The sequence below is a fragment of the Mesorhizobium sp. ESP6-5 genome, from assembly GCF_020164695.1.
In the GTDB taxonomy this organism is placed as follows: domain Bacteria; phylum Pseudomonadota; class Alphaproteobacteria; order Rhizobiales; family Rhizobiaceae; genus Mesorhizobium; species Mesorhizobium australicum.
In genome coordinates, this window is the sequence record NZ_JAIUGR010000010.1 from 112,474 (window position 1) to 133,091 (window position 20,618).

A 20,618-nucleotide genomic window follows, 5' to 3' on the forward strand; every position below is an offset into this window, starting at 1 on the left:
TCGGCGATTCCAAACGTCAGTTAAGCCGCCCCAGCCTTTCCACCAGCAGCGCGAAAAACCCATCATGGTCGATGTCGCGCATCACCATGGCGTTCTTTTCCCTGGAGGTGACCCCCCACCAGTCGACCACGGTCATGCCCATGGTCAGTTCGGAGGCGGTTTCCACGGTGACGTTGCAATGGCGGCCTTTGAACAGGTCGGGCTTCAGGAGATAGGCGATGACGCAGGGGTCGTGCAGCGGCCCTCCATCCGTGCCGTATTTGCCTTCGTCATAGCGCTCGAAGAATTCCAACATCTCGGCGGCGGCGATGCCGACCCTGGTGCCGAGCTTGCGGAACGCCTCGATGCGCTTGGACGTGGTCAGCGCCTTGTGGGTGACATCGAGCGGCATCATCACGATCGGGATGCCGGACCGGAAGACGACGTCGGCGGCATGCGGATCGACATAGATGTTGAATTCGGCCGTGGGCGTGACGTTGCCGCCCTCGAAGAAGCCACCGCCCATCAGCACGATTTCCTTGATGCGCGGCGCAATCCGGGGCTCTCGGATCAGCGCCAGCGCAACATTGGTGAGCGGTCCGAGCGGGCAGAGCGTGATGGTGCCGCTCTCTTCCTTCATCAGCGTCTCGACGATGAAATCGACGGCATACTGGTCCTGCAGCTTCATTGTCGGTTCGGGCAAATCCGGTCCGTTCAAGCCGGTCTTGCCATGGACCTCCTCGGCCGTGACCAGTTCGCGCGCCAACGGACGGATGGCGCCGGCGTAGACCTTGATTTCGGGCCGGCCGGCCAGTTCGCAGATCTTGCGGGCGTTCTTTTCGGTGAGCTTCAGCGGCACGTTGCCGGCGACGGCCGATATGCCGGCGATCTCCAGTTCAGGACTGCCAAGCGCCAGCAGAATGGCGATGGCGTCGTCCTGGCCGGGATCGGTGTCGATGATGATCTTGCGTGGTTGGGGCATTTCAATTCCTTGTTTGGCTGGCCATCAGCTCACCGGGCCGGTCCTGCGCCCGAAAGACGCCAACCGGCTGCAAAGCTGCTGAACCGCTTGACGGGGGACGGTTCCGGCCTGCGCGCTTCTCCTTGCATCCGCGCGTCGATTCAAGCGCCATGTCGATTATTCCTGTGAGTCCACGATGATCCTGGGCTATTTCCGTGGGTCCGCGACATGGTCTCCTTGGGCGGGTCTTTTGGTGGCTTGAACTTGGTCGCGGGGCGGACCATATCAAGACCATCGGGAAAAATGCCATTTGGGTTTTTCCAGTTTATGTCGCTCTTGAGAGGACAGTGTAACATGAGCCGAATGACGCCTTTCTCCAGCCCGCTTCTCCTGGGTTTCGACGCCATGGAAAAGACCCTGGAGCGTCTGGCGAAGTCCGGTGACAGCTACCCTCCCTACAACATCGAGCGCCTGAGCGGTGCCGACGGCAAGGCCGAAAGGCTGCGCATTACACTCGCCGTCGCCGGGTTCGCCGAAAGCGATCTCGATGTGACAACGGAGGAAAACCAGTTGGTCGTGCGCGGTCGCCAGACCGACGATACCGAGCGCGAATTCCTTCATCGCGGCATTGCCGCACGCCAGTTCCAGCGCTGCTTCGTGCTGGCCGACGGCATGCGTGTGATCGCGGCGGAGCTGAAGAACGGCCTTTTGTCGATCGACCTTGATCGGCCGGAGTCGGAACGGCTGGTACGGAAAATAAACATATCGGTGAAAGACTGATCTTCACCGATGGCTCTCATGCGGGATGGCCTTGAGCGGCGTCCTCGCGCCAAGGAGGCTTGAAATGACCAGAACTGACGAAACCATCACCATGACCAGCGGCGAATTCGCCCATCTCGGCGAAGGCTCTGTCGCCTATCTGCGCAAGGTCTCGAGCGACGAACTGCTCGGCCGCTTCCCCAACATCGGTGAAATCGCGCCCGGCATGGAGCTGTGGGCCCTGTTTGGGGCCAATGGCCAGCCGATCCTGCTTTCCGACGCGCGTGACCGCGCGCTGGCCGGCGCCATGGAAAACGACCTGACCACCGTCGCCATTCATTAAAGACAATTGGTTGGCTGAACTGAAAAGGGCCGCTCATGGCGGCCCTTGGAGCAATATTTAAAAAGATGGCTTCAGGCCGCGTGCGAGGCCTGCGTATCCGACAAAAGCGCATGGATCGCCGCGGCGTCGCGCGTGCCCCTGACCTTGGCCACGGTGTCGGCGTCGCGCAGCACGCGCGCAATGCGGGACAGTGCCTTGAGATGATCGGCACCCGCCCCTTCGGGCGCCAGCAGCAGGAACACCAGATCGACCGGCTGGTCATCCAGTGATTCGAAATCGACCGGCGTCTCCAGCCGGGCGAAAACGCCGGCGATGCGCTTCACGCCCGCGAGCTTGCCGTGCGGGATGGCGATGCCGTTGCCGACGCCGGTCGAGCCCAGGCGCTCGCGCTGCAGGATGGTGTCGAACACCTCCCGTTCCGGAATGCCCGAAATCGTTGCTGCCCGCTCGGACAGCAATTGCAGTAGCTGCTTCTTGGAGTTCGCCTTCAACGCCGGCAAAATCGCCGGAACGCTGATAAGATCGCTCAGATCCATGCTTGAAAATCCTTGTTCGCCTGCCGCGCCAGTCCCCACCCCTCGTGCGGCTGGCTTTTATCCCTGTGCGACTTTGGTCGTGGACGGATCGATCCAGCCGATGTTTCCGTCGGGCCGGCGATAGACGATGTTGAGATGGTCGGTTCCGGCATTGCGGAAAACAAGCACGGGACTGTCCTTGGTATCGAGTTCGATGACCGCCGAGGCCACCGACATGGTCTTCAGCGTCATGGTCGATTCGGCGACGATGGCCGGTGCGAAATCCTCCGGGATTTCCTCATCGTCATCGGCAAGCGGTGCCATCACCGTGTAAGCGATGTCGGTCAACTCGCCATTGCCATTGCCTGAATTGTGCGATTTCAGACGGCGCTTGTATCGCCGAAGCCGGGTCTCCAGCCGATCGGCCGCGGCCTCGAAGGCGAGTGTCGGGTCCTGGGCATCGCCGGTGGCCTGCAGCGAGGCGCCGGAATCCAGCCGGATCATGCAATCCGCGGAATAGCGCGAGCCCGATTTGATGACGGTGACATGCCCCGCGAAGCCGCGATCGAAATATTTGCCGATCGCTTCACCGACACGATCGTTGATGCGTGTACGGAACGCATCGCCGATATCCATGTGCTTTCCCGAAATGCGCAGATTCATCTGAAAACTGACCTTCCTTGCTCAGGCTTCAAACTGGCCCGAGTTTATACTCGTGATCCGTGCGCACAAGCTTTGCGGCGTCACTCGCGCCGATTTAAATCCGAACTTTCCGGTTGATCACAAGCCGCCTTCTTGACCGTCCGGGTCATTGTCGTGACGGACCATCCGCTAGCGGGCATCAAGCCCGTCTCATGCGGGCGGGCTTCTAGCCACTTCACCGTGGCTTGTCAATGAAACTTGAAAGCTGTGGAAATCGTGAACGCCTAGCGGCCGGCGCTGGCGAGCGCCCGTTTCTCGCGCCGGCGCTGTACCGAGGAGGGAATATTCATGCCCTCCCGGTACTTGGCGACCGTGCGCCGGGCGATATCGACGCCGCTTTCCCTGAGCATGTCGACAATAGCATCGTCCGACAGCACATCGACGGGCTTCTCCTCGTCGATCATTTGCTTGATGCGATCACGCACCGCTTCCGAGGAATGCGCATCGCCACCACCCGATGCCGCGATCGAGGCCGTGAAGAAATAGCGCAGCTCGAACACACCGCGCGGGGTGAGCATGTATTTGTTGGCGGTCACCCGGCTGACCGTCGATTCGTGCATGCCGATGGCGTCTGCCACCGTGCGCAGGTTGAGTGGCTTCAGCTGGCGCACGCCATGGACCAGGAAGGCGTCCTGCTGGCGCACGATTTCCGAGGCCACTTTGAGGATCGTCTTGGCCCGCTGGTCGAGGCTCCGTGTCAGCCAGTTGGCGTTCTGCAGGCACTCGGCCAGGAAATCCTTTTCCGCCTGGTTCTTCGCGTGCGGCGACACCTGGGCGAAATAGATGTGGTCGACGAGCACGCGCGGCAGCGTTTCGGCATTGAGTTCGACGGTCCAGCTGCCGTCATTGGCCGCCCGCACCTCGACATCGGCGACGATCGCATCGCTGGCGCCGCCAGAAAACGCCATGCCCGGCCGCGGGTCGAGCGCCCGGATTTCGGCCAGCATGTCCAGCAAATCCTCCTCGTCGACGCCGCAGAGCCGCTTCAGCGTCTGGAAATCGCGGCGCGCCAGCAGTTCGAGATTGGCGACCAGGGCCTTCATGGCCGGATCGAGACGGTCACGCACGGCAAGCTGCAGCGAAAGGCATTCCGCGAGGTCGCGGGCAAACAGGCCGGCCGGCTCGAAGGTCTGGCACACGGCCAGCACCTTGCCCACCGCCACCTCGTCAGTGCCAAGCCGCGTGGCGATCTCCGCCAGATCGGCCCTGACATAGCCGGTCTCGTCCAGCCCATCGGCAAGTTCTCCGGCGATCAGCCGCGCGACGGGATCGATGAAGGCGAGCGCGACTTGCTCGCCGACATGGTCGCGCAGCGTGATCCCGCTCGCAGCCATGTCGCCGGCGTCGAGCCCCTCGGACGAGGAGCTTCCACTGCCCGAAGCCGATTTCCATTGCGCCGTCAGGTCGGGACCCAACCGCTCGCTGGTGCCGGGATCGTCGGGAAACAGGTTTTCCAGGGACGTATCGAGCTTTTCCGAGATGGCTTCGGCACTCCATCCCGCCTCGTTCTCGAACCAGTCGCCATCGGCGGCCGCTTGCGGCTCTACGTCGAGCTTCTGCGCCTGGTCGCTCGCGGCATCATCCTGCGGCTCGGCGCGCTCCAGAAGCGGGTTGCGCTCGATCTCCTCGTCGATGAAGTGCTCTAACTCGGTATGGGTGAACTGCAGCAGCCGAATCGACTGCATCAGCTGCGGCGTCATCACCAGCGACTGCGACTGTCGGAGCTGTAGTTTGGCCGCCAATGCCATGGTTCGGTTTCAAACGCCTCCTCTACGCGTCCCCAACTTCCGGAAATCAATTTCACGGCCGGCCATAGAAACTGGCCCGGCTTTTGCTTGTCAAGGCAAAGCCTAGCAAAACCCGCTTACCGGTGCGTTATCCCGGAGCAAAATCGCGGAAAACAGGTCGCCGGCGCGCAAATAATCGTATCAGGAAACAAATTTCACGCTCAGAGCGTAAAACCCTCGCCGAGATAAAGCCGCCGCACATCAGGATTTGCCACCACTTCGTCGGCGCGGCCATGAGTGAGCACCTGGCCGGCGTGGATGATGTAGGCGCGGTCGATCAGGCCGAGCGTCTCACGCACATTGTGGTCGGTGATGAGGACCCCGATGCCGCGCGCCGTCAGGTGACGCACCAATTGCTGAATATCGGCGACGGCGATCGGATCGATGCCGGCGAAGGGCTCGTCGAGCAGCATGTAGGCCGGGCGCGTCGCCAGCGCGCGCGCGATTTCCAGGCGCCGCCTTTCGCCGCCCGAGAGCGACATGGATGGCGCCTTGCGCAGATGGCTGATGTGAAATTCCTCAAGCAGTTCGTCGAGGTTGCGCTCGCGGATCTTGCGATCCTTTTCGACCACTTCGAGCACGGCGCGGATGTTCTGCTCGACATTGAGGCCGCGAAAGATCGAGGCCTCCTGAGGCAGATAGCCGATGCCGAGGCGCGCGCGACGATACATCGGCATCGAGGTGACGTCGAACCCGTCGATCTCGATCGTGCCTTCATCCACCGGCACCAGGCCGGTGACCATGTAGAAACAGGTCGTCTTGCCGGCGCCGTTGGGGCCGAGCAGCCCGACGGCCTCGCCTGCGCGCACGCCCAGCGTGACGCCGCTGACGACCTTGCGGCCCTTGTAGCTCTTGGTCAGACCCTTGGCGATCAAGGTTCCCTTGAACTTCGCCTTGTCGACCGTGGCCGGCGCCGAAAGCTTGCCTGCGGCCCGTCCCGGAAGACGTGCCGTCAGCGACGACAGGCTGACCATCAGGGGTTCGTCGCTCCCGATTTCGGCGGCGGTGTGATCGACATCTGCACACGCTGCCCAGCACATGGATCGACCTGGGCCAGCCCGGTTTTCATCTGCACGGTGAGCTTGCAGCCGACCAGCACATTGTCGTTTTGCGAAAGGACGACCTTTTTGCCCGAAAGCACCAGCACCTGGCTCTTCATGTCGAAACTGCCCTGATCGCCAGTCGCGACCTGCTGATCCGACTTGATGTAGACCTTGTCGGAGATCTCCAGGTGATCGATGTTGGCCGAGCCGGTCATGGCTGCCGCCCCGGCGGCTTCGGCGCCCTTGGCGCCCGCATTGGGGTCCTTGACGTAGTAGACCATCATCTTGCCGGCCTTCATCAGCGTCGGCCCCTGGACGACGGTGACATTGCCGGTGAAGATCGCGACGCTGTCGGCCTGGTGGACTTCCAGCTTGTCGCTTTCGATCTGGATCGGCTTGTCGCCGGCCAGTTTGAGACCCGACACCTGGCTGGCCGCTCCCGACTGCGCCAGCGACGGCGCCAGGCTGAGCAGGAACAGCGCCGAAGTTGCGGCCGCAAGCCGTGTCGAATTATTGAGCCACATTCGCTTCTTCGCCCTTTGCCTCAGCCGCCTTCAGAACGGCGGGATCGATGTTGACACGAACCTTGTTCTCGAACACCAGGATCTTGCCATTGTCCTGGACCGACATCGAATCCGCCCTGATCTGCGACCCGCCACGGCTGACATCGACGGGATCATCCGTCTTCATAGTGCCTTTGCCCATGTCGAGGAAGACGGATTTGAACTTGGCCTGCATGCCGTCGGTGGTGCTGATGGTGACGTCGCTGTTCAGCTTCATCGTATTGCCATCGCGATCGTAGGTACCGCGCGAGGCTTTAATCGCCGCGACATTGTCGGGGGCGATCGGCACCTTGGCGTCGATGCCTTCGAGTTCGATGATGCCTTGCGTGCTCACATCCTGGATGGCGCGCAGCGCCGTCATCGAATAGGGCTGCTTCTGCTTGGTGAAACCATTGAGTTTGGGATTGGCCATCACCAGCTTACCGTTCGAGAAGGCGGTGCCTTCGGCCTGCACCGCGACGGAAACGGGCGCGGCGAGGTAGGAATAGACTGGGAAGGCGACGGCGATCAATGCCGCGGCCAAGGGCACGGCGAATTTGAGCACGCGCACGCGGCGTGAATGACGCTGGGCGCGGTCGAAAGCTTCGCCCCGCGTCCAGTCATCCGCCGGGGGAGCCAACTCCGTCTCCGGGCTGGTCGGTTCATTCGGTCGCGCTAACATGACTGCTTTCTTCTAAAACCCTGCCCCGGGAGCACCGCCTATAGGTGGGACGCCAGCGCCCTCGCGCAAGCACAAGCCGACGAAAACCGCAAAAATGTGACAGCTGCCGTGCACAAACGAAACCCGGGTCAGCGCAACAGCCAGTGCTTCATAGCAGAAATAGACGCCCTTGCGTCTTTTTTCACCACCGAAGTTCTTCCCACTTACCTTGCGTCGCCCGCACAGGCCAGTCACAAAACAGACAACACGGACCGCCGCGCGCGGATTGCCGCGCCATGTGCGGGACGGAACTGCTTCCCGATCAAGACATCATGGTCTAAAAGCGTCTCTTCCCGATGACTGTGAGGCTGACGATGGCATTGAGAGCCGACGACCTGATCGACCGCCGCCGCTTGCGGCGCAAGCTGACTTTCTGGCGTGTCGCGGCCTTCGGCATCGTGGCGCTCGGGGTGATTGCGGTGTCGGCCTGGTTCTATGGCGACGATTTCGGCGGCTCCGCCGTCGACCACATCGCCAAGGTCAGGATCGAAGGCACCATCACCGAGGACGACGAACTGATCAAGCGGCTGGAGGCTATCCGCCAGTCGCCGAAAGTAAAAGGCGTGATCCTTGTGGTCGATTCTCCTGGCGGCACCACCGTCGGCGGGGAATCGATCTACGAGGAGGTGCGCAAGCTGGCCGCCGACAAGCCTGTCGTGGCCGAGGTCGGCACGCTCGCCGCGTCGGCGGGTTACATGATCGCCAGTGCCGCCGACCATATTGTCGCCCGCAAGACCTCGATCGTCGGCTCGATCGGCGTGCTGATCCAGTATCCCGACGTAAGCGGCCTGATGGACAAGCTCGGCGTCAAGCTGGAGGAGGTCAAGTCCTCGCCGCTGAAAGCCTCACCCTCGCCCTTCAAGCCGACCAATGACGACGAGCGCGCCATGGTCCGCAAGCTCATTCTGGACAGCTACGACTGGTTCGTCGGCATCGTCGCCGAACGTCGCAGGATGACCCACGAACAGGCGCTGGCGCTGGCCGACGGTTCGATCTTCACTGGCCGCCAGGGTGTTGCCAACGGGCTGATCGACGCCGTCGGCGGCGAGTCCGTGGCGATCGACTGGCTGGCGACCAAGGGTGTCGATGCCAAGCTCAAGGTGGTCGAGTGGAAGGACACGGAACGGCGCGGCGGTTTCCTGTTCTCGAAGGCGATGGCACGCACGATCGCCGGCGCGCTCGGCCTGCCGGACTCCGGCGGCGACGTGATCCATGAACTTGGCGCCGACCGCTTGTTTCTTGACGGTCTCGTTTCCGTCTGGCACCCTTGAGACGCGTTGGGACAGCTAAAAAAGCAAATAAAATCATCCTGATAATTTTGGCCGAACTGCTTTCACGGGGACCCGTCTGATGATCAAGTCCGAGCTTGTGCAGATTATTGCCACGCGCAATCCGCATCTTTTCCTGCGCGACGTCGAAAACATCGTCGGCGCGATCTTCGATGAAATCACCGACGCGCTTGCCGAGGGCAACCGGGTCGAATTGCGCGGTTTCGGCGCTTTTTCGGTGAAGAACCGACCTGCCCGCACCGGCCGCAACCCGCGCACCGGCGAATCCGTCGAGGTCGAGGAGAAATGGGTGCCGTTCTTCAAGACCGGCAAGGAACTGCGTGAAAGGCTGAACGGCGGCAAGTAGGCGCGTCAGCGCCGGACGGCCTTATCGCGGCCCGCTTGCGACGGAAAACATCATGCTCAATCGTTTCATGCTCATCGTGGTCTTCGTGCCCCTGGCGATCATCCTGATCGCTTTGGCCGTCGCCAATCGCGAAGTCGTCGCCTTCACGCTGGACCCGTTCAATCCCGGAAATCCGAAGCTGACGCTCACCTTGCCGCTGTTCATCTTCCTGTTCCTGGCGCTCGCTATCGGCATGGTCGTCGGCAGCCTGGCGACATGGGTGAAGCAGGGCCACTACCGCAAACTGGCGCGCCAGCGCGGTGTCGAGGCCGAAAACCTGCGCCAGGCAGTCAGCCGCACGCCCTCGGTGCCGCAGGCGTCAGCCCAAGCACCGGCCCAAGGATCGGCCCAAGGGTCGGCATTGCCGAAGCCGACCAATTGAGCCGCAGGTCGGCGCGTTTCTTTTCGCGGAGCTTTTCATGCTGACCATTTCGGCCGCGGAGGTCGATCGTGCGCTGACCTTTCCTGGACTGGTCGAGACATTGCGCACGGCATTTCGCGAGGGCGCGGTGCAGCCGGTCAGGCATCATCACGCGGTCGAAAGGCCAGACGGCGCGGCGTCGACCTTGCTGCTGATGCCCGCATGGACCGATTTTCACGCCGCGGGCCGTTCCGCCGGCGGCCATATCGGCGTCAAGATCGTCACCGTCTCGCCCGACAACAACGCCGTCGGCAAGCCCGCCGTGATGGGGCTCTATCTCCTGCTCGATGGCAGCACCGGCGAGCCGGAAGCCCTGATCGACGGCCAGCGGCTGACGCAGTGGCGCACGGCGTGCGCCTCGGCGCTGGCGGCGTCCTATCTGGCCCGCGACGATGCCTCGCGGCTGCTCGTGGTCGGCGCCGGCGCGCTGTCGCCCTTCCTGGCCAAGGCGCACAGCGCCGTGCGGCCAATCAAGACCATCCGCATCTGGAACCGCACCCCGGCCAACGCCGAGAAAGTCGCGGCCGATCTGCGCGCCGAGGGCTTCGCGGCCAGCGCCGCGACCGATCTCGATGCCGAGCTTGGCCAGGCCGACATCGTCTCCTCGGCGACAATCACCACCACGCCGCTGATCAAGGGCACGTTGCTGCGGCCGGGAACCCATGTCGACCTGGTCGGCGGCTTTACGCCTGCGATGCGCGAAAGCGATGACGACGCGGTCATGCGCGCCCGCGTCTATGTCGACACCCGCGCCGGCGCCACCAAGGAAGCCGGCGACATCGTCCAGCCACTGGCCTCAGGCGTGCTGAAACCACAAGCCATCGTCGCCGACCTGCACGACCTGGCGCGCGGCCAAAAGGAAGGTCGCGGCAGCCCGGACGAGATTACGCTGTTCAAGTCGGTCGGTGCCGCGCTGGAGGACTTGGCCGCCGGCATTGCCGTCTACAAGGCGCTCAGGGGCTAGTCGAAGCGAGTTTGGCGCCCATCGTCTCCGCGATCAAAGCGAAATCTGCCACGCTGATCGGGAACAAGCCAAAGCGCAACGGGTAACCCCAGTTCGATTTGCCTGAGGTGAACTCCAGCCTCTCAAGCAATGGCTTGATCGGCGTTTCCTGTGCCTGCGCCCAGTCGACATCGCGACGGAACGGCGTGAAGCCGCCGCCCATGTCGCCTTGATAGGGGTCTCCTTCCCGCACCATGCCGATCGCCGTGAACGCCTGCAGACCGTCTTTCTCCCCCAAAACCGTGGTCGGCGAATAATAGACGATGCCATCACCGGGCCTGACGCGGCGCAGCGGTGCCGCCTTGCCATGGTTGACCTGCATGAAGCCGCCCTTGCGGCCGCGCCGGACATGTTCGGCCGACGCCACGGCGATCCAATACGCGCTCATTTCTGCTCCTAATTGGCCAGTTGTCCGTCGGCCAACGCTTGCCCGCTAATCGGCCCGCAGTGCCGGAGCGCCAAACGATAGGGCTGGGGCCGCGGCAATGGCAAGTGCGGCCGTTCGGAACGGCTTCGGCCCGGAACCGTTGTTGCGTCATGCGACTATATGGCTTCCTGCTGTTCTGGTCTGTCTTGGCCACCATGATCGCTGCGCTCAGCCTCGGGCCGTCCTTCGCCCATGTCCTGGAATCGGTGCCCCGGCTCACCCGATGGTCCCCGGCGCTTTGGCGCGAGGCCACCGTTTTCAACGGCCAGTTCCTGCCCTTCGCAATCATTGGCGCGCCGCTGGATGTCGCGGCAATCATCTGCCCGGGACTGCTGGCGTGGCTGCTGCGCCAAGATCGGTCGGCGTTCTGGTTCGCACTCGCCGCCACCTTGCTCTATGCGCTATCCCTCGTACTTTGGTTCGTTCTCGTCAAACCGGCCAATAAAGTTCTCGCCACCTGGGTGCCAGGGCCGATTCCAGACAATTTCGACGCCATACGGCTGCGCTGGGAAACCGGCCACATGGCCGTCGCGGCGGCCAAGGCTGCCGGCTTCGTTTCGCTGGTTGTCGCACTGCTCTCGATCGGGCGTGGCGGCTAAGCCATCCGCAATCGCCGCAATTGCCCAATCGTTGCTATCGCAATGTCGCGCGGGTTTGTTGCGCCGATGGGCATAGCTGTGGCAGAAGCGGGCCGAACCGCCGGAGAAGCTGTCTCTTGAAGTCTTTTCGCGACAAACGCCGCGACGGCCGCCCGCACCAGCCGGGCAAAGGCGAAGCCGCGCAATCGCGTCCACCGGAAGGTCGCGGCGTGGCCAGGCCGGAGGTCAGGCCGCGGCAAGACCTGAAGCCGGACCAGCCCGCACCGAAATCCACGCCCCGCAACCTTGCCCGTCGCGACGGCGTCCTGCCCGCTGAGCAACTTCCGGTAATCCTCGAAGTGGCACCCAACGCGGATTACGCGCTGCTCGACAGCGGCGCTGGACAAAAGCTTGAACAATATGGACCCTATCGCATCGTGCGGCCCGAGGGCCAGGCGATCTGGCAGAAGGCTCTGCCGGCCAGGGACTGGGAGCGTGCCGACGCGATCTTCACCGGCGACACCGACGAGGAAGGCATCGGCCGCTGGCGTTTTCCCAGGACGCCGCTCGGCGAAACCTGGCCGATGAAGCATGACGGCATCGACTATCTCGGCCGCTTCACCTCGTTTCGCCATGTCGGCGTCTTTCCCGAGCAGGCGTCGCACTGGGACCATATGGCCGGGCTGATCGCGGCCGCCAGGCGGCCAGTCAAGGTACTCAACCTGTTCGGCTATACCGGCCTTGCCTCGCTGGTGGCGGCGCGCGCCGGCGCTGAGGTCACCCATGTCGACGCCTCGAAGAAGGCGATCGGCTGGGCTCGCGAAAACCAGGAGATATCCGGACTTGGCGGCAAGCCGATCCGCTGGATCGTCGACGACGCGGTCAAGTTCGCCGAGCGCGAGGAGCGGCGCGGCAGCCGCTACGACATCATCCTGTTCGATCCGCCGGCCTATGGCCGCGGCCCCAAGGGCGAGGTCTGGCAATTGTTCGAAGATCTTCCCGATCTGACGGACCTCTGTCGCTCGATCCTGACCCCAAGACCGCTTGCCGTGGTGCTGACCGCCTATTCGATCCGTGCCTCCTTCTTCGCCATCCACGCTCTGGTGCGCGACACGTTCGCCGGCATGGGCGGCAAGGTTGAATCGGGTGAGCTGATCATCCGTGAAAAGTCCGCCGGCCGGGCGCTTTCGACGTCACTGTTTTCGCGCTGGGTGGCCTGACATGAACGAACGGCATGCCGGCGCGCCCGGTCAGGTGAAGGAAGTCACCAGCCTTGCCAATCCGCTGGTCAAGGACATCAAGGCACTTGCCTTGAAGAAATTCCGCGACCAGCAGAACGCCTTCATGGCCGAGGGGCTGAAGCTGGTCATCGATGCGCTCGACTTGGGCTGGCAGATCAGGACGTTGGTTTTCGCCAAGGCAGGACGCGGCAACGCGGCCGTGGAAAAGGTCGCGGCACGCACGGTCGCCGCCGGCGGCACCGTGCTCGAAGTATCGGAAAAGGTGCTTGTCGCCATCACCCGCCGCGACAATCCGCAAATGGTGGTCGGCGTCTTCTCGCAGAAATTCCTGGCCCTGAAGGACATCCGTGCCGACAATGGCGATGTCTGGGTGGCGCTCGACCGGGTGCGCGATCCCGGCAATCTCGGCACCGTCATCCGCACCGTCGATGCCGTCGGCGCCAAGGGCGTCATCCTGGTCGGCGACACCACCGATCCGTTTTCAGTGGAAACGGTGCGCGCCACCATGGGGTCGATCTTCGCCATACCGGTGGCCAAGGCAACGACGGAGGCATTCCTTGCCTGGCGCGGCGGCTTTTCAGGGCTGGTTGCCGGCACGCATCTGAAAGGCGCGGTCGACTACCGCTCGGTCGATTTTTCCCGCGGGCCGGTGCTGCTGATGATGGGCAATGAGCAGCAGGGCCTGCCCGAAAGCCTGGCGGCAAGCTGCGACAGGCTGCTCAGGATTCCGCAGGCGGGCCGTGCCGATTCGCTCAATCTCGCGGTCGCCACCGGCATCATGCTGTTCGAGATCCGGCGCGGCGCGCTGAAGCTCGAACCAATTTCGGACCAGCAATGAGGGTTGCCCAATCGTGAAATCATGGTCTCCCTACGCGCTGCTCGTCATCGTTGCCATCGCGCTCGACCAGTGGATAAAGACACTGGTCGAAGCCGGACTGCCCTTCCAGGAAAAGCTCGACCTCCTGCCCTTCCTGGCGCTGTTTCGCACCTACAACACCGGCATCGCCTTCTCGATGTTCTCCTCCTTCGGCGACATCGGCCTGGTTGTCATCGCGGTGCTGGTCGTTGCTTTCGTGCTTTACCTCGCCACGCGCACGCCATCGGGCCATGTCATCGCCCGCACCGGCTTTGCCCTGATCATCGGCGGCGCGCTGGGCAATCTGATCGACCGCGCCGTCTATAGCCACGTCATCGATTACATCCTGTTCCACACGCCGGTCTGGTCCTTCGCCGTCTTCAACCTTGCCGACGCCTTCATTTCGGTGGGCGCGGCCCTGGTCGTCTTCGACGAACTCATCGGCTGGCGGCGTGAACCCGCGCCTCCGAACGCCAAGCCTTCCAAGGATTGACCCCGCGCGGCCATCGCCGCACAGTCACGCCGAGCAAGTTCGCGGAGAAAAAGATGACCGAAACCTTCAAAGCCATCCTCGTTTCGCGCGATGCCGAGAAAAAGCAGTCGGTCGCCGTGACCGATCTCACCGAGGCCGATCTGATGGAGGGCGACGTCACCATCGCAGTCGAGGCAACGACGGTGAACTACAAGGATGGACTGGCGATATCGGGCAAGGCGCCGGTGATCCGTCGATGGCCGTTGGTGCCGGGCATCGACCTTGCCGGTACCGTCATCTCCTCTTCGAATCCCGACTGGCGCAAGGGCGACAAGGTCATCCTGAATGGCTGGGGTGTTGGCGAAACCCATTTCGGCGCCTATGCCGGGCGCGCCCGCGTCAAGGGCGACTGGCTGGTGCCCCTGCCGGAAGGCATGAGCGCGCATGATGCCATGGCGGTCGGCACCGCCGGCTACACGGCCATGCTCTGCGTCATGGCGCTGGAGCGGCACGGCATCCTGCCTGAGCGCGGACCTGTCGTGGTGACGGGTGCTGCGGGCGGCGTCGGTTCGGTCGCGGTCTCGATCCTGTCCAGCCTCGGCTACCATGTCATCGCGTCGACCGGCCGCAACGCCGAAAGCCCCTATCTGATCAACCTCGGCGCCGCCGAGGTGATATCGCGCGACGAGCTCAACCAGCCCGCCAAGCCGTTGGCCAAGGAGCGCTGGGCCGGCGGCATCGATTCGGTCGGCAGCCACACGCTGGCCAATGTGCTGTCGATGACCTCCTATGGCGGCGCGGTCGCGGCCTGCGGCCTGGCCGGCGGCATGGATCTTCCGTCGAGTGTCGCCCCCTTCATCCTGCGCGGCGTCTCCCTGCTCGGCATCGATTCGGTGATGGCGCCGAAAGCCGTGCGCCTCGAGGCCTGGCGGCGCATCGGCTCCGATCTCGATGTGAACAAGCTCGCCAGCCTGTCCACGACCATCGGCTTCGACGGCATCATCGGTGCGGCACACGACATCGTCGACGGCAAGATCCGCGGCCGCGTCGTCGTCGACATGTGACCCGGTTCAGGGGTGGCAGGCGCCGGGCGGAATTGCCACATTGGCTGGCAAATCCGTCGCCGCCGGGCCAAAAACGCCCGATCCGCTAAAATTCGAACGATCCCCCGCAATTTTCCATAATCTCTGTCTGGCAAAGGATTTCGCATGATCGCGGAATCCGACAGCCAACAGGCCGACGCCGGCGACGACATCGATGCGGCATCGGTGCAACCGCCGGTATCGGCGCGGCGGTTTATCGCCGCGCCGCCGCTTGTCCCTGATCAGCAACCGGCCAAGCGCGAAGGCCTGCCGATCCTGACCTTCGTTGCCGTCATGCTGCTGGCCGGTCTCTCATCCCTGACGGGGGCGCCAGTCTTCATCAGCCTTGCCTTGCTGGCAACCGGCCTTGCTGGCCTGGCCATGCATCTGCGCGCCAGACGCAGCGTACGCCGCACTGCCGTCCTGCTCGACGAAACCACCGCCCGTAACCGCGCCGAGATCGAGACGCTGGCCGACCGCATGTGGGAGATGCAGGAAAGCGAGGAGCGCTTTCGCGGTCTTATCGACGCGCTCGGCGATCTCGTCATCCATCGCGACCGCGACGGCTACATCGTCTACGCCAACAAGGTGTTCGCCGACCTCGTCGAAACCGATCCGCGCGATCTTGCCGGCAAGACGTTGGCCGAACTCGGCATCGAGGTCGGTATCGTTCCCGATGCGGCTTTCTCGGATCATGAATGCCTGAGTTCCACCGACGTTGCCATCCGCACGCCGACGGGCCCGCGCTGGTTCTCCTGGATCGAGCTGTCGGTGCGCGAAAAGGACAGTGGTGCCGTCTCGCATCGCGCCATCGCCCGCGACATCACAGCACGCAAGCGCGCTGAATCGTCCATGATCACCGCGCGCGAGCGGGCCGAATTCGCGAGCCAGGCCAAGTCGCGCTTCCTCGCCACCGTCAGCCATGAGATCCGCACGCCGATGAACGGCATCATGGGCATGGCCAGGCTGCTCGCCGACACCAGCCTTTCGCCGGAGCAGCAGACCTATGTCGGCGCCATCTCGACCTCGGCCAGCGCCTTGCTTGCCCTGATCGAGGACTTGCTCGATTATTCCAAGATCGAGGCCGGACGCTTCGATCCCGAACCGCAGCCCATGTCGGTGCGCGAGATCGCCGACAACATCATCGAATTGATGGCCGCGCGCGCCTTCGCCAAGAATATCGGCCTCGGCTGCCATGTCGAACCGGATGTGCCGCAATTGATCACCGCCGATCCGGGCCGGGTCAGGCAGGTGCTGCTCAACCTCATCGGCAACGCCATCAAGTTCACCGACAGTGGGGGCGTGCTGGTCAGCGTCGCGCGCGCCCGAACCGAGACCAGCGACCGCATGTGCTTCACCATCGCCGATACCGGTCCCGGCCTGCGCGACGAGGACATGGAGCGCATCTTCGAGGAGTTCGAGCAGGCCGACGGCACCTCGACGCGCACGCATGGCGGTGCTGGACTGGGACTTGCCATCTCCAAGCGCCTGGTGGCCGCCATGGGCGGCACGATTTCGGTTTCCAGCCGGCTTGGCCAGGGATCGGAATTCGTCTTCGAGATTCCCGCCACATCAGCCACCGAGCCGCCGCAGGGCCGGTTGAACGCGCTTGCCGGGCGACGCGCCGTGATCGTCTCCAAGAACACCGTCGAGGCCGACGCCATCGCCCGCACCATCCGCTCCAATGGCGGAGCGGCCGGAATCGCCACCACCGTGGCTCAGGCCGCATCCTTTGCCGACGGCTGCGACGTGCTTCTGGTCGACGCGGCCATGGAAGAGAGTGACGGAAGGCTGCTCAAGCGGCTTCGCCAGCATGGGTTTTCCGATTGCGAAGCCGTCACGCTGATCGCACCCACCGACCGCGGCATGCTGGGCGAGTTTCGTGCCAGCGGCTACGCGACTTTCCTTGCCCGGCCAGTGCGCGGAGGAACACTTTTGCGTGTCCTTTTGAGCAGCCACGCACCGGTCCTGGCCCAGCCGCAGCCGGAAAAACGCCGCGCACCGGCGCTTCGTGCCTCAGGCGAACGCCAGCAGGGCCTGTCCGTGCTGATCGCCGAGGACAACGACATCAATGCCATGCTGGCCCGCGCGACGCTGTTGAAGGCCGGGCATCGCGTCAAGGTGGTCGGCAACGGCAAGGCCGCCGTCGAGGCGGTCACCGGTGCCGGCCACAAGCACCGCTTCGACGTGGTGCTGATGGATCTTCATATGCCCGTCATGGACGGACTGGACGCCATTGCCGCGATCCGCCGCCATGAAGAGGAGGCCTCCGTGCCGCCGGTGCCGATCATGGTGCTGTCGGCCGACAGCCAGGAAAAGACCCGCCATGCGGTGCTCGCCCACGGCGCCAGCGGCTTCGTCACCAAGCCGCTCGACCCCGATGCGCTGGTCAGTGCCGTCGAGGGCCAGGTCGCCGCTTGAGCCAGCTTTTTCCGGGTGCGTGGCTGGTCAAGGCCGCCAAAAACCAGCCCATTTTCGGCGCCCGCGAACGCGGCGCGCCTGGGGTCTTGTGACGCAACGTAGCCGGTTGACCGTTTTCGCCAGCCGACGAAGTATTGCCCGCGACGCCGTATCACGGTACTGTCACAATCCTGTTGCACCTACACCGTATCCCCGTGCCAAGAGGGATGGCTCGAAGGAGAATCACTCGTGCATACAGTTATGCCGGAATGTGACACTCGGCCGAACGCCAGCAGCGCCTTGATCGCCGGACGTAATGTCGATTCCGTCATAAAGGGCGCGGCGCTCGGCCGTATCGGCAATCTCGAAGTGCGGCTCGCCCGCAACGAGGCCGAGATCGCGGCCGCGCAGGAAGTGCGTTACCGTGTATTCTATGACGAGCTTGGCGCCAGGAAGGATCTGTTCCAGGCGCAAGACCGCCGCGACGCCGACCGCTTCGACCCGCTCTGCGACCATCTGCTCGTCCTCGACACCACGCTGTCCGGCCCTGAGCACCGCCGCATCGTCGGCACCTATCGGTTGCTGCGGCAAGAAATCGCGGCAACCGCCGGAGGCTTCTATTCCGAAGGCGAATTCGAGCTGACCAAGCTCATCGCCCGCCATCCCAGCCAGCGCTTCCTTGAACTCGGCCGTTCCTGTGTCTTGCCGGAATACCGTTCGAAGCGCACCATCGAAGCGCTATGGCAAGGCATCTGGGCGTACATCAATCACTACGAGATCGGGGTGATGACCGGCTGCGCCTCGTTCCATGGCACCGTGCCGGCCGCGCATGCGGAGGCGCTCACCTATCTTGCCCATCACTGCCGCACCAACTCGGCCTGGGACGTGCGCGCTGTGTCGGGGCGCTATTGCTCCATGGATCTGATGCCGATCGAGGCGGTGAACACCAAGGCGGCGATCGCGGCGATGCCGCCTCTGGTCAAGGGCTATCTGCGGGTCGGCGCTCGCATCGGCGATGGTTGCGTCATCGACCGCGAATTCTCCACGGTGGACATTTTCGTCGTGATGCCGGTCAAGGAGATCGGTGCCCGCTACGTCAACTATTATGGCGGGGAAGCGCAGCGCTTCGCCGCGTGAGCGATTAGGCAGTAGTCAGCAGTCAGTAGTCAGTAGTCAAGACGACACGATTCGCGCTTCGGCGACTACTGACCACTCCCCTACTCCCTCTCCTCACGGAATGTCTTCCGGCCGCCGGCCGGGCCGGCTCTTGTAGGCTGGAAAGGTCCAGCCGAAACGGAGCGCGCCGCCGCGCACGGCGAACGCCGCGGCGAAGCCGGCCAGCTCTGAAACGATCGGCGGCAATCCTGTGACGTCGCCAGCCGTGAAGATGGCAGCGCCCGTGAGAGCGGCCGTAACATAGATTTCCGGCCTCAGCAGCACCGAGGGTTCGCCGGCCAGCAGATCGCGCAGGATGCCGCCGGACGTGGCGGTGAGCACGCCGGTGATGACGGAGACGACCGGAGAACCGGTAATGGCCAGTCCCTTGGCCGCACCCATCACCGAAAAAGCGGCCAGCCCGATGGCGTCGAGCCAGAGCAGCCATTTCCAGCGGGATTCGATACGGTGCGCGGCAAAGAAAACCAGCACAGCGGCCGCCGCGCAAATCAGCACGTAGCTGGAGTTGGCGACCCAGAAAACCGGCAGATTGAGGATGACGTCGCGAAGCGTGCCGCCGCCGATGCCGGTGACGCTCGCCAGGAACAGGAAGCCGATAATGTCGAGCTGTTTGCGCGACGCCGCCAACGCCCCCGTCGCCGCGAAGACGGCAACGCCGGCATAGTCGAGGAGAGCGATCGGGTTCATGGAGTGAGTAGTGAAGTAGTCAGTAGTGAATGGCAATTGGCGAAGCAGGCGCCTCCCCGGCCCGGTCCTTGCTACTCACAACTCTCTATCGCTACCCCACTAATCACGCATCCTTCTCGGCCTGCTCATTGACCGGCCCTGGCTCGACCGGCGCGTCGGCGGCGATTTTCGGACCGCCCTTGGCGACGCCGACCATGGCCGGGCGCAGCACCCGCTCGCCGATCGAATAGCCCGGCTGCACGACCTGGACCACGGTGTTGGCCGGAACATCGGGATTGGGCACTTCAAACATTGCCTGGTGGAAATTGGGATCGAACTTCTCGCCCTCGGGAGCGAGTTTCTTGACCCCATGCCGCTCCAGCGCCGACAGCATGGCGCGCTCGGTCAGGTCGACGCCTTCGATCAGCGCCTTGAAGCCGGCATCCCCCGATGCCTTGGCCTCGGCCGGAATGGCATCCAGGGCGCGGCGCAGATTGTCCGACACCGACAGCATGTCGCGGGCGAAATTCGCCACCGCATAAGTGCGCGCGTCATGCACGTCGCGCGCGGTGCGGCGGCGCAGGTTTTCCATCTCGGCCGCGACCCGCAGCGCGCGGTCCTTCAGTTCTTCATTTTCCTTCAGCAGCCGTACAAGCGCTTCGTAGTCGCCATCGGTGCTGCCTTCCGTGCGCTCGGCATTGGCCTCGGCCGCCTCGGCTTCATTGGGCGTGCGTTCGTCTTTTGCCTGGTCGCTCATCGCCGTTTCCCGTCATCTCGAATAGTATGGATTTTGTGCCCGATATCGAGGTTCGCAGGCCAAAAATCAAGGGGAAAGAGACCGCAAGGGCCTGCGGCCTGACCAGGAAAGCACGATGGGGACGCTTCGATTTTAATTCAAATTTTACCGTAGTTGCCGGCTTTGCTTGCCACGAGGCGGTGATGCGGGAACCATTCCGCTGCTGGGGGAGTTTCGGAGCCGACGCAGGATTTTTGAAATGATGACCCGCAACAAGCTTGAAAAAGGCGAAAGGCTCGCTGCGGAGGTTCGGCGCCAGTTCGGCGCCGAGGCAGTGACGCGCTTTCTGCGCACCTTGCCAGCCTTCCGCATCGAACCTGACATCCCGGACCGGTTTGAGCAATTGCTCGAGCATCTCGACCGGGTCGAGGATGGCGACGCCGGCTGGCGACGGCAGTAGGACCGCCCGGGCTTTACGCGACAATTACGCACAGTAACTTTGCGTGATCCTTGGCTTGCGGTGGCGGCGCACCC

Annotated in this window: 24 protein-coding genes; 14 read left to right on the forward strand and 10 right to left on the reverse strand. The window is 63.5% G+C overall.

Features of this window, described 5'->3' with window-relative positions; translation table 11 throughout:
- Positions 1-16: 16 nt before the first annotated feature.
- Positions 17-961 (reverse strand): nucleoside hydrolase, encoded by a 945-nt coding sequence (locus LB524_RS17965; protein WP_224528882.1) that lies wholly within the window; start codon positions 959-961, stop codon positions 17-19.
- 333 nt (positions 962-1,294) lie between these two features.
- Here LB524_RS17965 and LB524_RS17970 point away from each other — a divergent pair, with 333 nt between their 5' ends.
- Together LB524_RS17970 and LB524_RS17975 are read left to right on the forward strand one after the other, a co-directional pair.
- Positions 1,295-1,720 (forward strand): Hsp20 family protein, encoded by a 426-nt coding sequence (locus LB524_RS17970; RefSeq protein ID WP_013893014.1) that lies wholly within the window; start codon positions 1,295-1,297, stop codon positions 1,718-1,720.
- Between the two features lie 64 nt (positions 1,721-1,784).
- On the forward strand, positions 1,785-2,042 hold the full coding sequence (locus LB524_RS17975; RefSeq protein WP_015315721.1) for a DUF1150 family protein: 258 nt from the start codon (positions 1,785-1,787) through the stop codon (positions 2,040-2,042).
- Positions 2,043-2,113: 71 nt separating this feature from the next.
- On the opposite strand, the gene ptsN is transcribed toward LB524_RS17975, so the two are convergent.
- The 6 genes from ptsN to lptC form a co-directional block, all read right to left on the reverse strand.
- On the reverse strand, positions 2,114-2,578 hold the full coding sequence (ptsN, locus tag LB524_RS17980) for a PTS IIA-like nitrogen regulatory protein PtsN (RefSeq protein ID WP_015315720.1): 465 nt from the start codon (positions 2,576-2,578) through the stop codon (positions 2,114-2,116).
- 57 nt (positions 2,579-2,635) lie between these two features.
- On the reverse strand, positions 2,636-3,220 hold the full coding sequence (gene hpf / locus LB524_RS17985; RefSeq protein ID WP_015315719.1) for a ribosome hibernation-promoting factor, HPF/YfiA family: 585 nt from the start codon (positions 3,218-3,220) through the stop codon (positions 2,636-2,638).
- A 263-nt stretch (positions 3,221-3,483) separates the two neighbouring features.
- Complete coding sequence (gene rpoN / locus LB524_RS17990) at positions 3,484-5,007, reverse strand: RNA polymerase factor sigma-54 (protein WP_224528885.1); 1,524 nt, start codon at positions 5,005-5,007, stop codon at positions 3,484-3,486.
- A 200-nt stretch (positions 5,008-5,207) separates the two neighbouring features.
- On the reverse strand, positions 5,208-6,020 hold the full coding sequence (gene lptB, locus LB524_RS17995; protein WP_140713210.1) for an LPS export ABC transporter ATP-binding protein: 813 nt from the start codon (positions 6,018-6,020) through the stop codon (positions 5,208-5,210).
- Positions 6,020-6,613: an LptA/OstA family protein gene (locus tag LB524_RS18000; RefSeq protein ID WP_015315716.1), complete on the reverse strand. Its 594-nt coding sequence runs from the start codon at positions 6,611-6,613 to the stop codon at positions 6,020-6,022. The genes lptB and LB524_RS18000 overlap by 1 nt, the downstream gene beginning before the upstream one ends.
- Positions 6,600-7,313 (reverse strand): LPS export ABC transporter periplasmic protein LptC, encoded by a 714-nt coding sequence (lptC, locus tag LB524_RS18005; RefSeq protein ID WP_140661709.1) that lies wholly within the window; start codon positions 7,311-7,313, stop codon positions 6,600-6,602. Before lptC ends, LB524_RS18000 begins: the two co-directional genes overlap by 14 nt.
- A gap of 353 nt (positions 7,314-7,666) precedes the next feature.
- Here lptC and sppA point away from each other — a divergent pair, with 353 nt between their 5' ends.
- The 4 genes from sppA to LB524_RS18025 all read left to right on the forward strand — a co-directional run bounded on the left by sppA (position 7,667) and on the right by LB524_RS18025 (position 10,411).
- Entirely contained in the window at positions 7,667-8,623 is a 957-nt protein-coding gene (gene sppA / locus LB524_RS18010) for a signal peptide peptidase SppA (RefSeq protein WP_224528887.1), read from the forward strand.
- 79 nt (positions 8,624-8,702) lie between these two features.
- Entirely contained in the window at positions 8,703-8,987 is a 285-nt protein-coding gene (locus LB524_RS18015; RefSeq protein ID WP_006200394.1) for an integration host factor subunit beta, read from the forward strand.
- Between the two features lie 52 nt (positions 8,988-9,039).
- Positions 9,040-9,408, forward strand: a complete 369-nt coding sequence (locus LB524_RS18020; RefSeq protein WP_224528890.1) for a DUF1049 domain-containing protein — start codon at positions 9,040-9,042, stop codon at positions 9,406-9,408.
- A gap of 37 nt (positions 9,409-9,445) precedes the next feature.
- Complete coding sequence (locus tag LB524_RS18025; RefSeq protein WP_224528894.1) at positions 9,446-10,411, forward strand: ornithine cyclodeaminase family protein; 966 nt, start codon at positions 9,446-9,448, stop codon at positions 10,409-10,411.
- Here LB524_RS18025 and LB524_RS18030 read toward each other — a convergent pair.
- Complete coding sequence (locus LB524_RS18030; protein WP_140721160.1) at positions 10,401-10,838, reverse strand: EVE domain-containing protein; 438 nt, start codon at positions 10,836-10,838, stop codon at positions 10,401-10,403. The genes LB524_RS18025 and LB524_RS18030 overlap by 11 nt on opposite strands.
- Before the next feature lie 149 nt (positions 10,839-10,987).
- Here LB524_RS18030 and LB524_RS18035 point away from each other — a divergent pair, with 149 nt between their 5' ends.
- The 7 genes from LB524_RS18035 (at position 10,988) to LB524_RS18065 (ending at position 18,643) form a co-directional block, all read left to right on the forward strand.
- Positions 10,988-11,476, forward strand: a complete 489-nt coding sequence (locus LB524_RS18035; protein ID WP_224528897.1) for a DUF1772 domain-containing protein — start codon at positions 10,988-10,990, stop codon at positions 11,474-11,476.
- A gap of 116 nt (positions 11,477-11,592) precedes the next feature.
- Entirely contained in the window at positions 11,593-12,675 is a 1,083-nt protein-coding gene (locus tag LB524_RS18040; RefSeq protein ID WP_224528900.1) for a class I SAM-dependent rRNA methyltransferase, read from the forward strand.
- Between the two features lies 1 nt (position 12,676).
- Positions 12,677-13,534 carry a TrmH family RNA methyltransferase gene (locus LB524_RS18045; protein WP_015315708.1) on the forward strand — a complete coding sequence of 286 codons (858 nt, stop codon included), beginning with the start codon at positions 12,677-12,679 and terminating at the stop codon, positions 13,532-13,534.
- Positions 13,535-13,547: 13 nt separating this feature from the next.
- Positions 13,548-14,045 (forward strand): signal peptidase II, encoded by a 498-nt coding sequence (lspA, locus tag LB524_RS18050; RefSeq protein WP_224528902.1) that lies wholly within the window; start codon positions 13,548-13,550, stop codon positions 14,043-14,045.
- A gap of 53 nt (positions 14,046-14,098) precedes the next feature.
- Entirely contained in the window at positions 14,099-15,088 is a 990-nt protein-coding gene (locus LB524_RS18055; protein ID WP_224528905.1) for an MDR family oxidoreductase, read from the forward strand.
- Between the two features lie 144 nt (positions 15,089-15,232).
- Positions 15,233-17,527, forward strand: coding sequence for a PAS domain-containing hybrid sensor histidine kinase/response regulator (locus LB524_RS18060; protein ID WP_224528908.1), 2,295 nt, complete (start codon positions 15,233-15,235; stop codon positions 17,525-17,527).
- Positions 17,528-17,767: 240 nt separating this feature from the next.
- Positions 17,768-18,643, forward strand: coding sequence for a GNAT family N-acetyltransferase (locus LB524_RS18065; protein ID WP_224529127.1), 876 nt, complete (start codon positions 17,768-17,770; stop codon positions 18,641-18,643).
- A gap of 93 nt (positions 18,644-18,736) precedes the next feature.
- Here LB524_RS18065 and LB524_RS18070 read toward each other — a convergent pair whose 3' ends face one another.
- Together LB524_RS18070 and grpE are read right to left on the reverse strand one after the other, a co-directional pair.
- Positions 18,737-19,369, reverse strand: a complete 633-nt coding sequence (locus LB524_RS18070) for a trimeric intracellular cation channel family protein (protein WP_140618884.1) — start codon at positions 19,367-19,369, stop codon at positions 18,737-18,739.
- Positions 19,370-19,472: 103 nt separating this feature from the next.
- Entirely contained in the window at positions 19,473-20,105 is a 633-nt protein-coding gene (gene grpE, locus LB524_RS18075; RefSeq protein WP_015315702.1) for a nucleotide exchange factor GrpE, read from the reverse strand.
- A gap of 238 nt (positions 20,106-20,343) precedes the next feature.
- Here grpE and LB524_RS18080 point away from each other — a divergent pair, with 238 nt between their 5' ends.
- A complete protein-coding gene (locus LB524_RS18080; protein ID WP_023781176.1) occupies positions 20,344-20,544 on the forward strand; it encodes a hypothetical protein in 201 nt (66 codons plus the stop codon).
- Positions 20,545-20,618 lie beyond the last annotated feature (74 nt).

Bases quoted from the DNA above. Each gene is read 5' to 3' on its own strand.
- LB524_RS17965 (WP_224528882.1), bottom strand. From the start codon at position 961: ATGCCCCAACCACGCAAGATCATCATCGACACCGATCCCGGCCAGGAC.
- LB524_RS17970 (WP_013893014.1), top strand. From the start codon at position 1,295: ATGAGCCGAATGACGCCTTTCTCCAGCCCGCTTCTCCTGGGTTTCGAC.
- LB524_RS17975 (WP_015315721.1), top strand. From the start codon at position 1,785: ATGACCAGAACTGACGAAACCATCACCATGACCAGCGGCGAATTCGCC.
- ptsN (WP_015315720.1), bottom strand. From the start codon at position 2,578: ATGGATCTGAGCGATCTTATCAGCGTTCCGGCGATTTTGCCGGCGTTG.
- hpf (WP_015315719.1), bottom strand. From the start codon at position 3,220: ATGAATCTGCGCATTTCGGGAAAGCACATGGATATCGGCGATGCGTTC.
- rpoN (WP_224528885.1), bottom strand. From the start codon at position 5,007: ATGGCATTGGCGGCCAAACTACAGCTCCGACAGTCGCAGTCGCTGGTG.
- lptB (WP_140713210.1), bottom strand. From the start codon at position 6,020: ATGGTCAGCCTGTCGTCGCTGACGGCACGTCTTCCGGGACGGGCCGCA.
- LB524_RS18000 (WP_015315716.1), bottom strand. From the start codon at position 6,613: ATGTGGCTCAATAATTCGACACGGCTTGCGGCCGCAACTTCGGCGCTG.
- lptC (WP_140661709.1), bottom strand. From the start codon at position 7,313: ATGTTAGCGCGACCGAATGAACCGACCAGCCCGGAGACGGAGTTGGCT.
- sppA (WP_224528887.1), top strand. From the start codon at position 7,667: ATGGCATTGAGAGCCGACGACCTGATCGACCGCCGCCGCTTGCGGCGC.
- LB524_RS18015 (WP_006200394.1), top strand. From the start codon at position 8,703: ATGATCAAGTCCGAGCTTGTGCAGATTATTGCCACGCGCAATCCGCAT.
- LB524_RS18020 (WP_224528890.1), top strand. From the start codon at position 9,040: ATGCTCAATCGTTTCATGCTCATCGTGGTCTTCGTGCCCCTGGCGATC.
- LB524_RS18025 (WP_224528894.1), top strand. From the start codon at position 9,446: ATGCTGACCATTTCGGCCGCGGAGGTCGATCGTGCGCTGACCTTTCCT.
- LB524_RS18030 (WP_140721160.1), bottom strand. From the start codon at position 10,838: ATGAGCGCGTATTGGATCGCCGTGGCGTCGGCCGAACATGTCCGGCGC.
- LB524_RS18035 (WP_224528897.1), top strand. From the start codon at position 10,988: ATGCGACTATATGGCTTCCTGCTGTTCTGGTCTGTCTTGGCCACCATG.
- LB524_RS18045 (WP_015315708.1), top strand. From the start codon at position 12,677: ATGAACGAACGGCATGCCGGCGCGCCCGGTCAGGTGAAGGAAGTCACC.
- LB524_RS18055 (WP_224528905.1), top strand. From the start codon at position 14,099: ATGACCGAAACCTTCAAAGCCATCCTCGTTTCGCGCGATGCCGAGAAA.
- LB524_RS18060 (WP_224528908.1), top strand. From the start codon at position 15,233: ATGATCGCGGAATCCGACAGCCAACAGGCCGACGCCGGCGACGACATC.
- LB524_RS18065 (WP_224529127.1), top strand. From the start codon at position 17,768: ATGCCGGAATGTGACACTCGGCCGAACGCCAGCAGCGCCTTGATCGCC.
- LB524_RS18070 (WP_140618884.1), bottom strand. From the start codon at position 19,369: ATGAACCCGATCGCTCTCCTCGACTATGCCGGCGTTGCCGTCTTCGCG.
- grpE (WP_015315702.1), bottom strand. From the start codon at position 20,105: ATGAGCGACCAGGCAAAAGACGAACGCACGCCCAATGAAGCCGAGGCG.
- LB524_RS18080 (WP_023781176.1), top strand. From the start codon at position 20,344: ATGATGACCCGCAACAAGCTTGAAAAAGGCGAAAGGCTCGCTGCGGAG.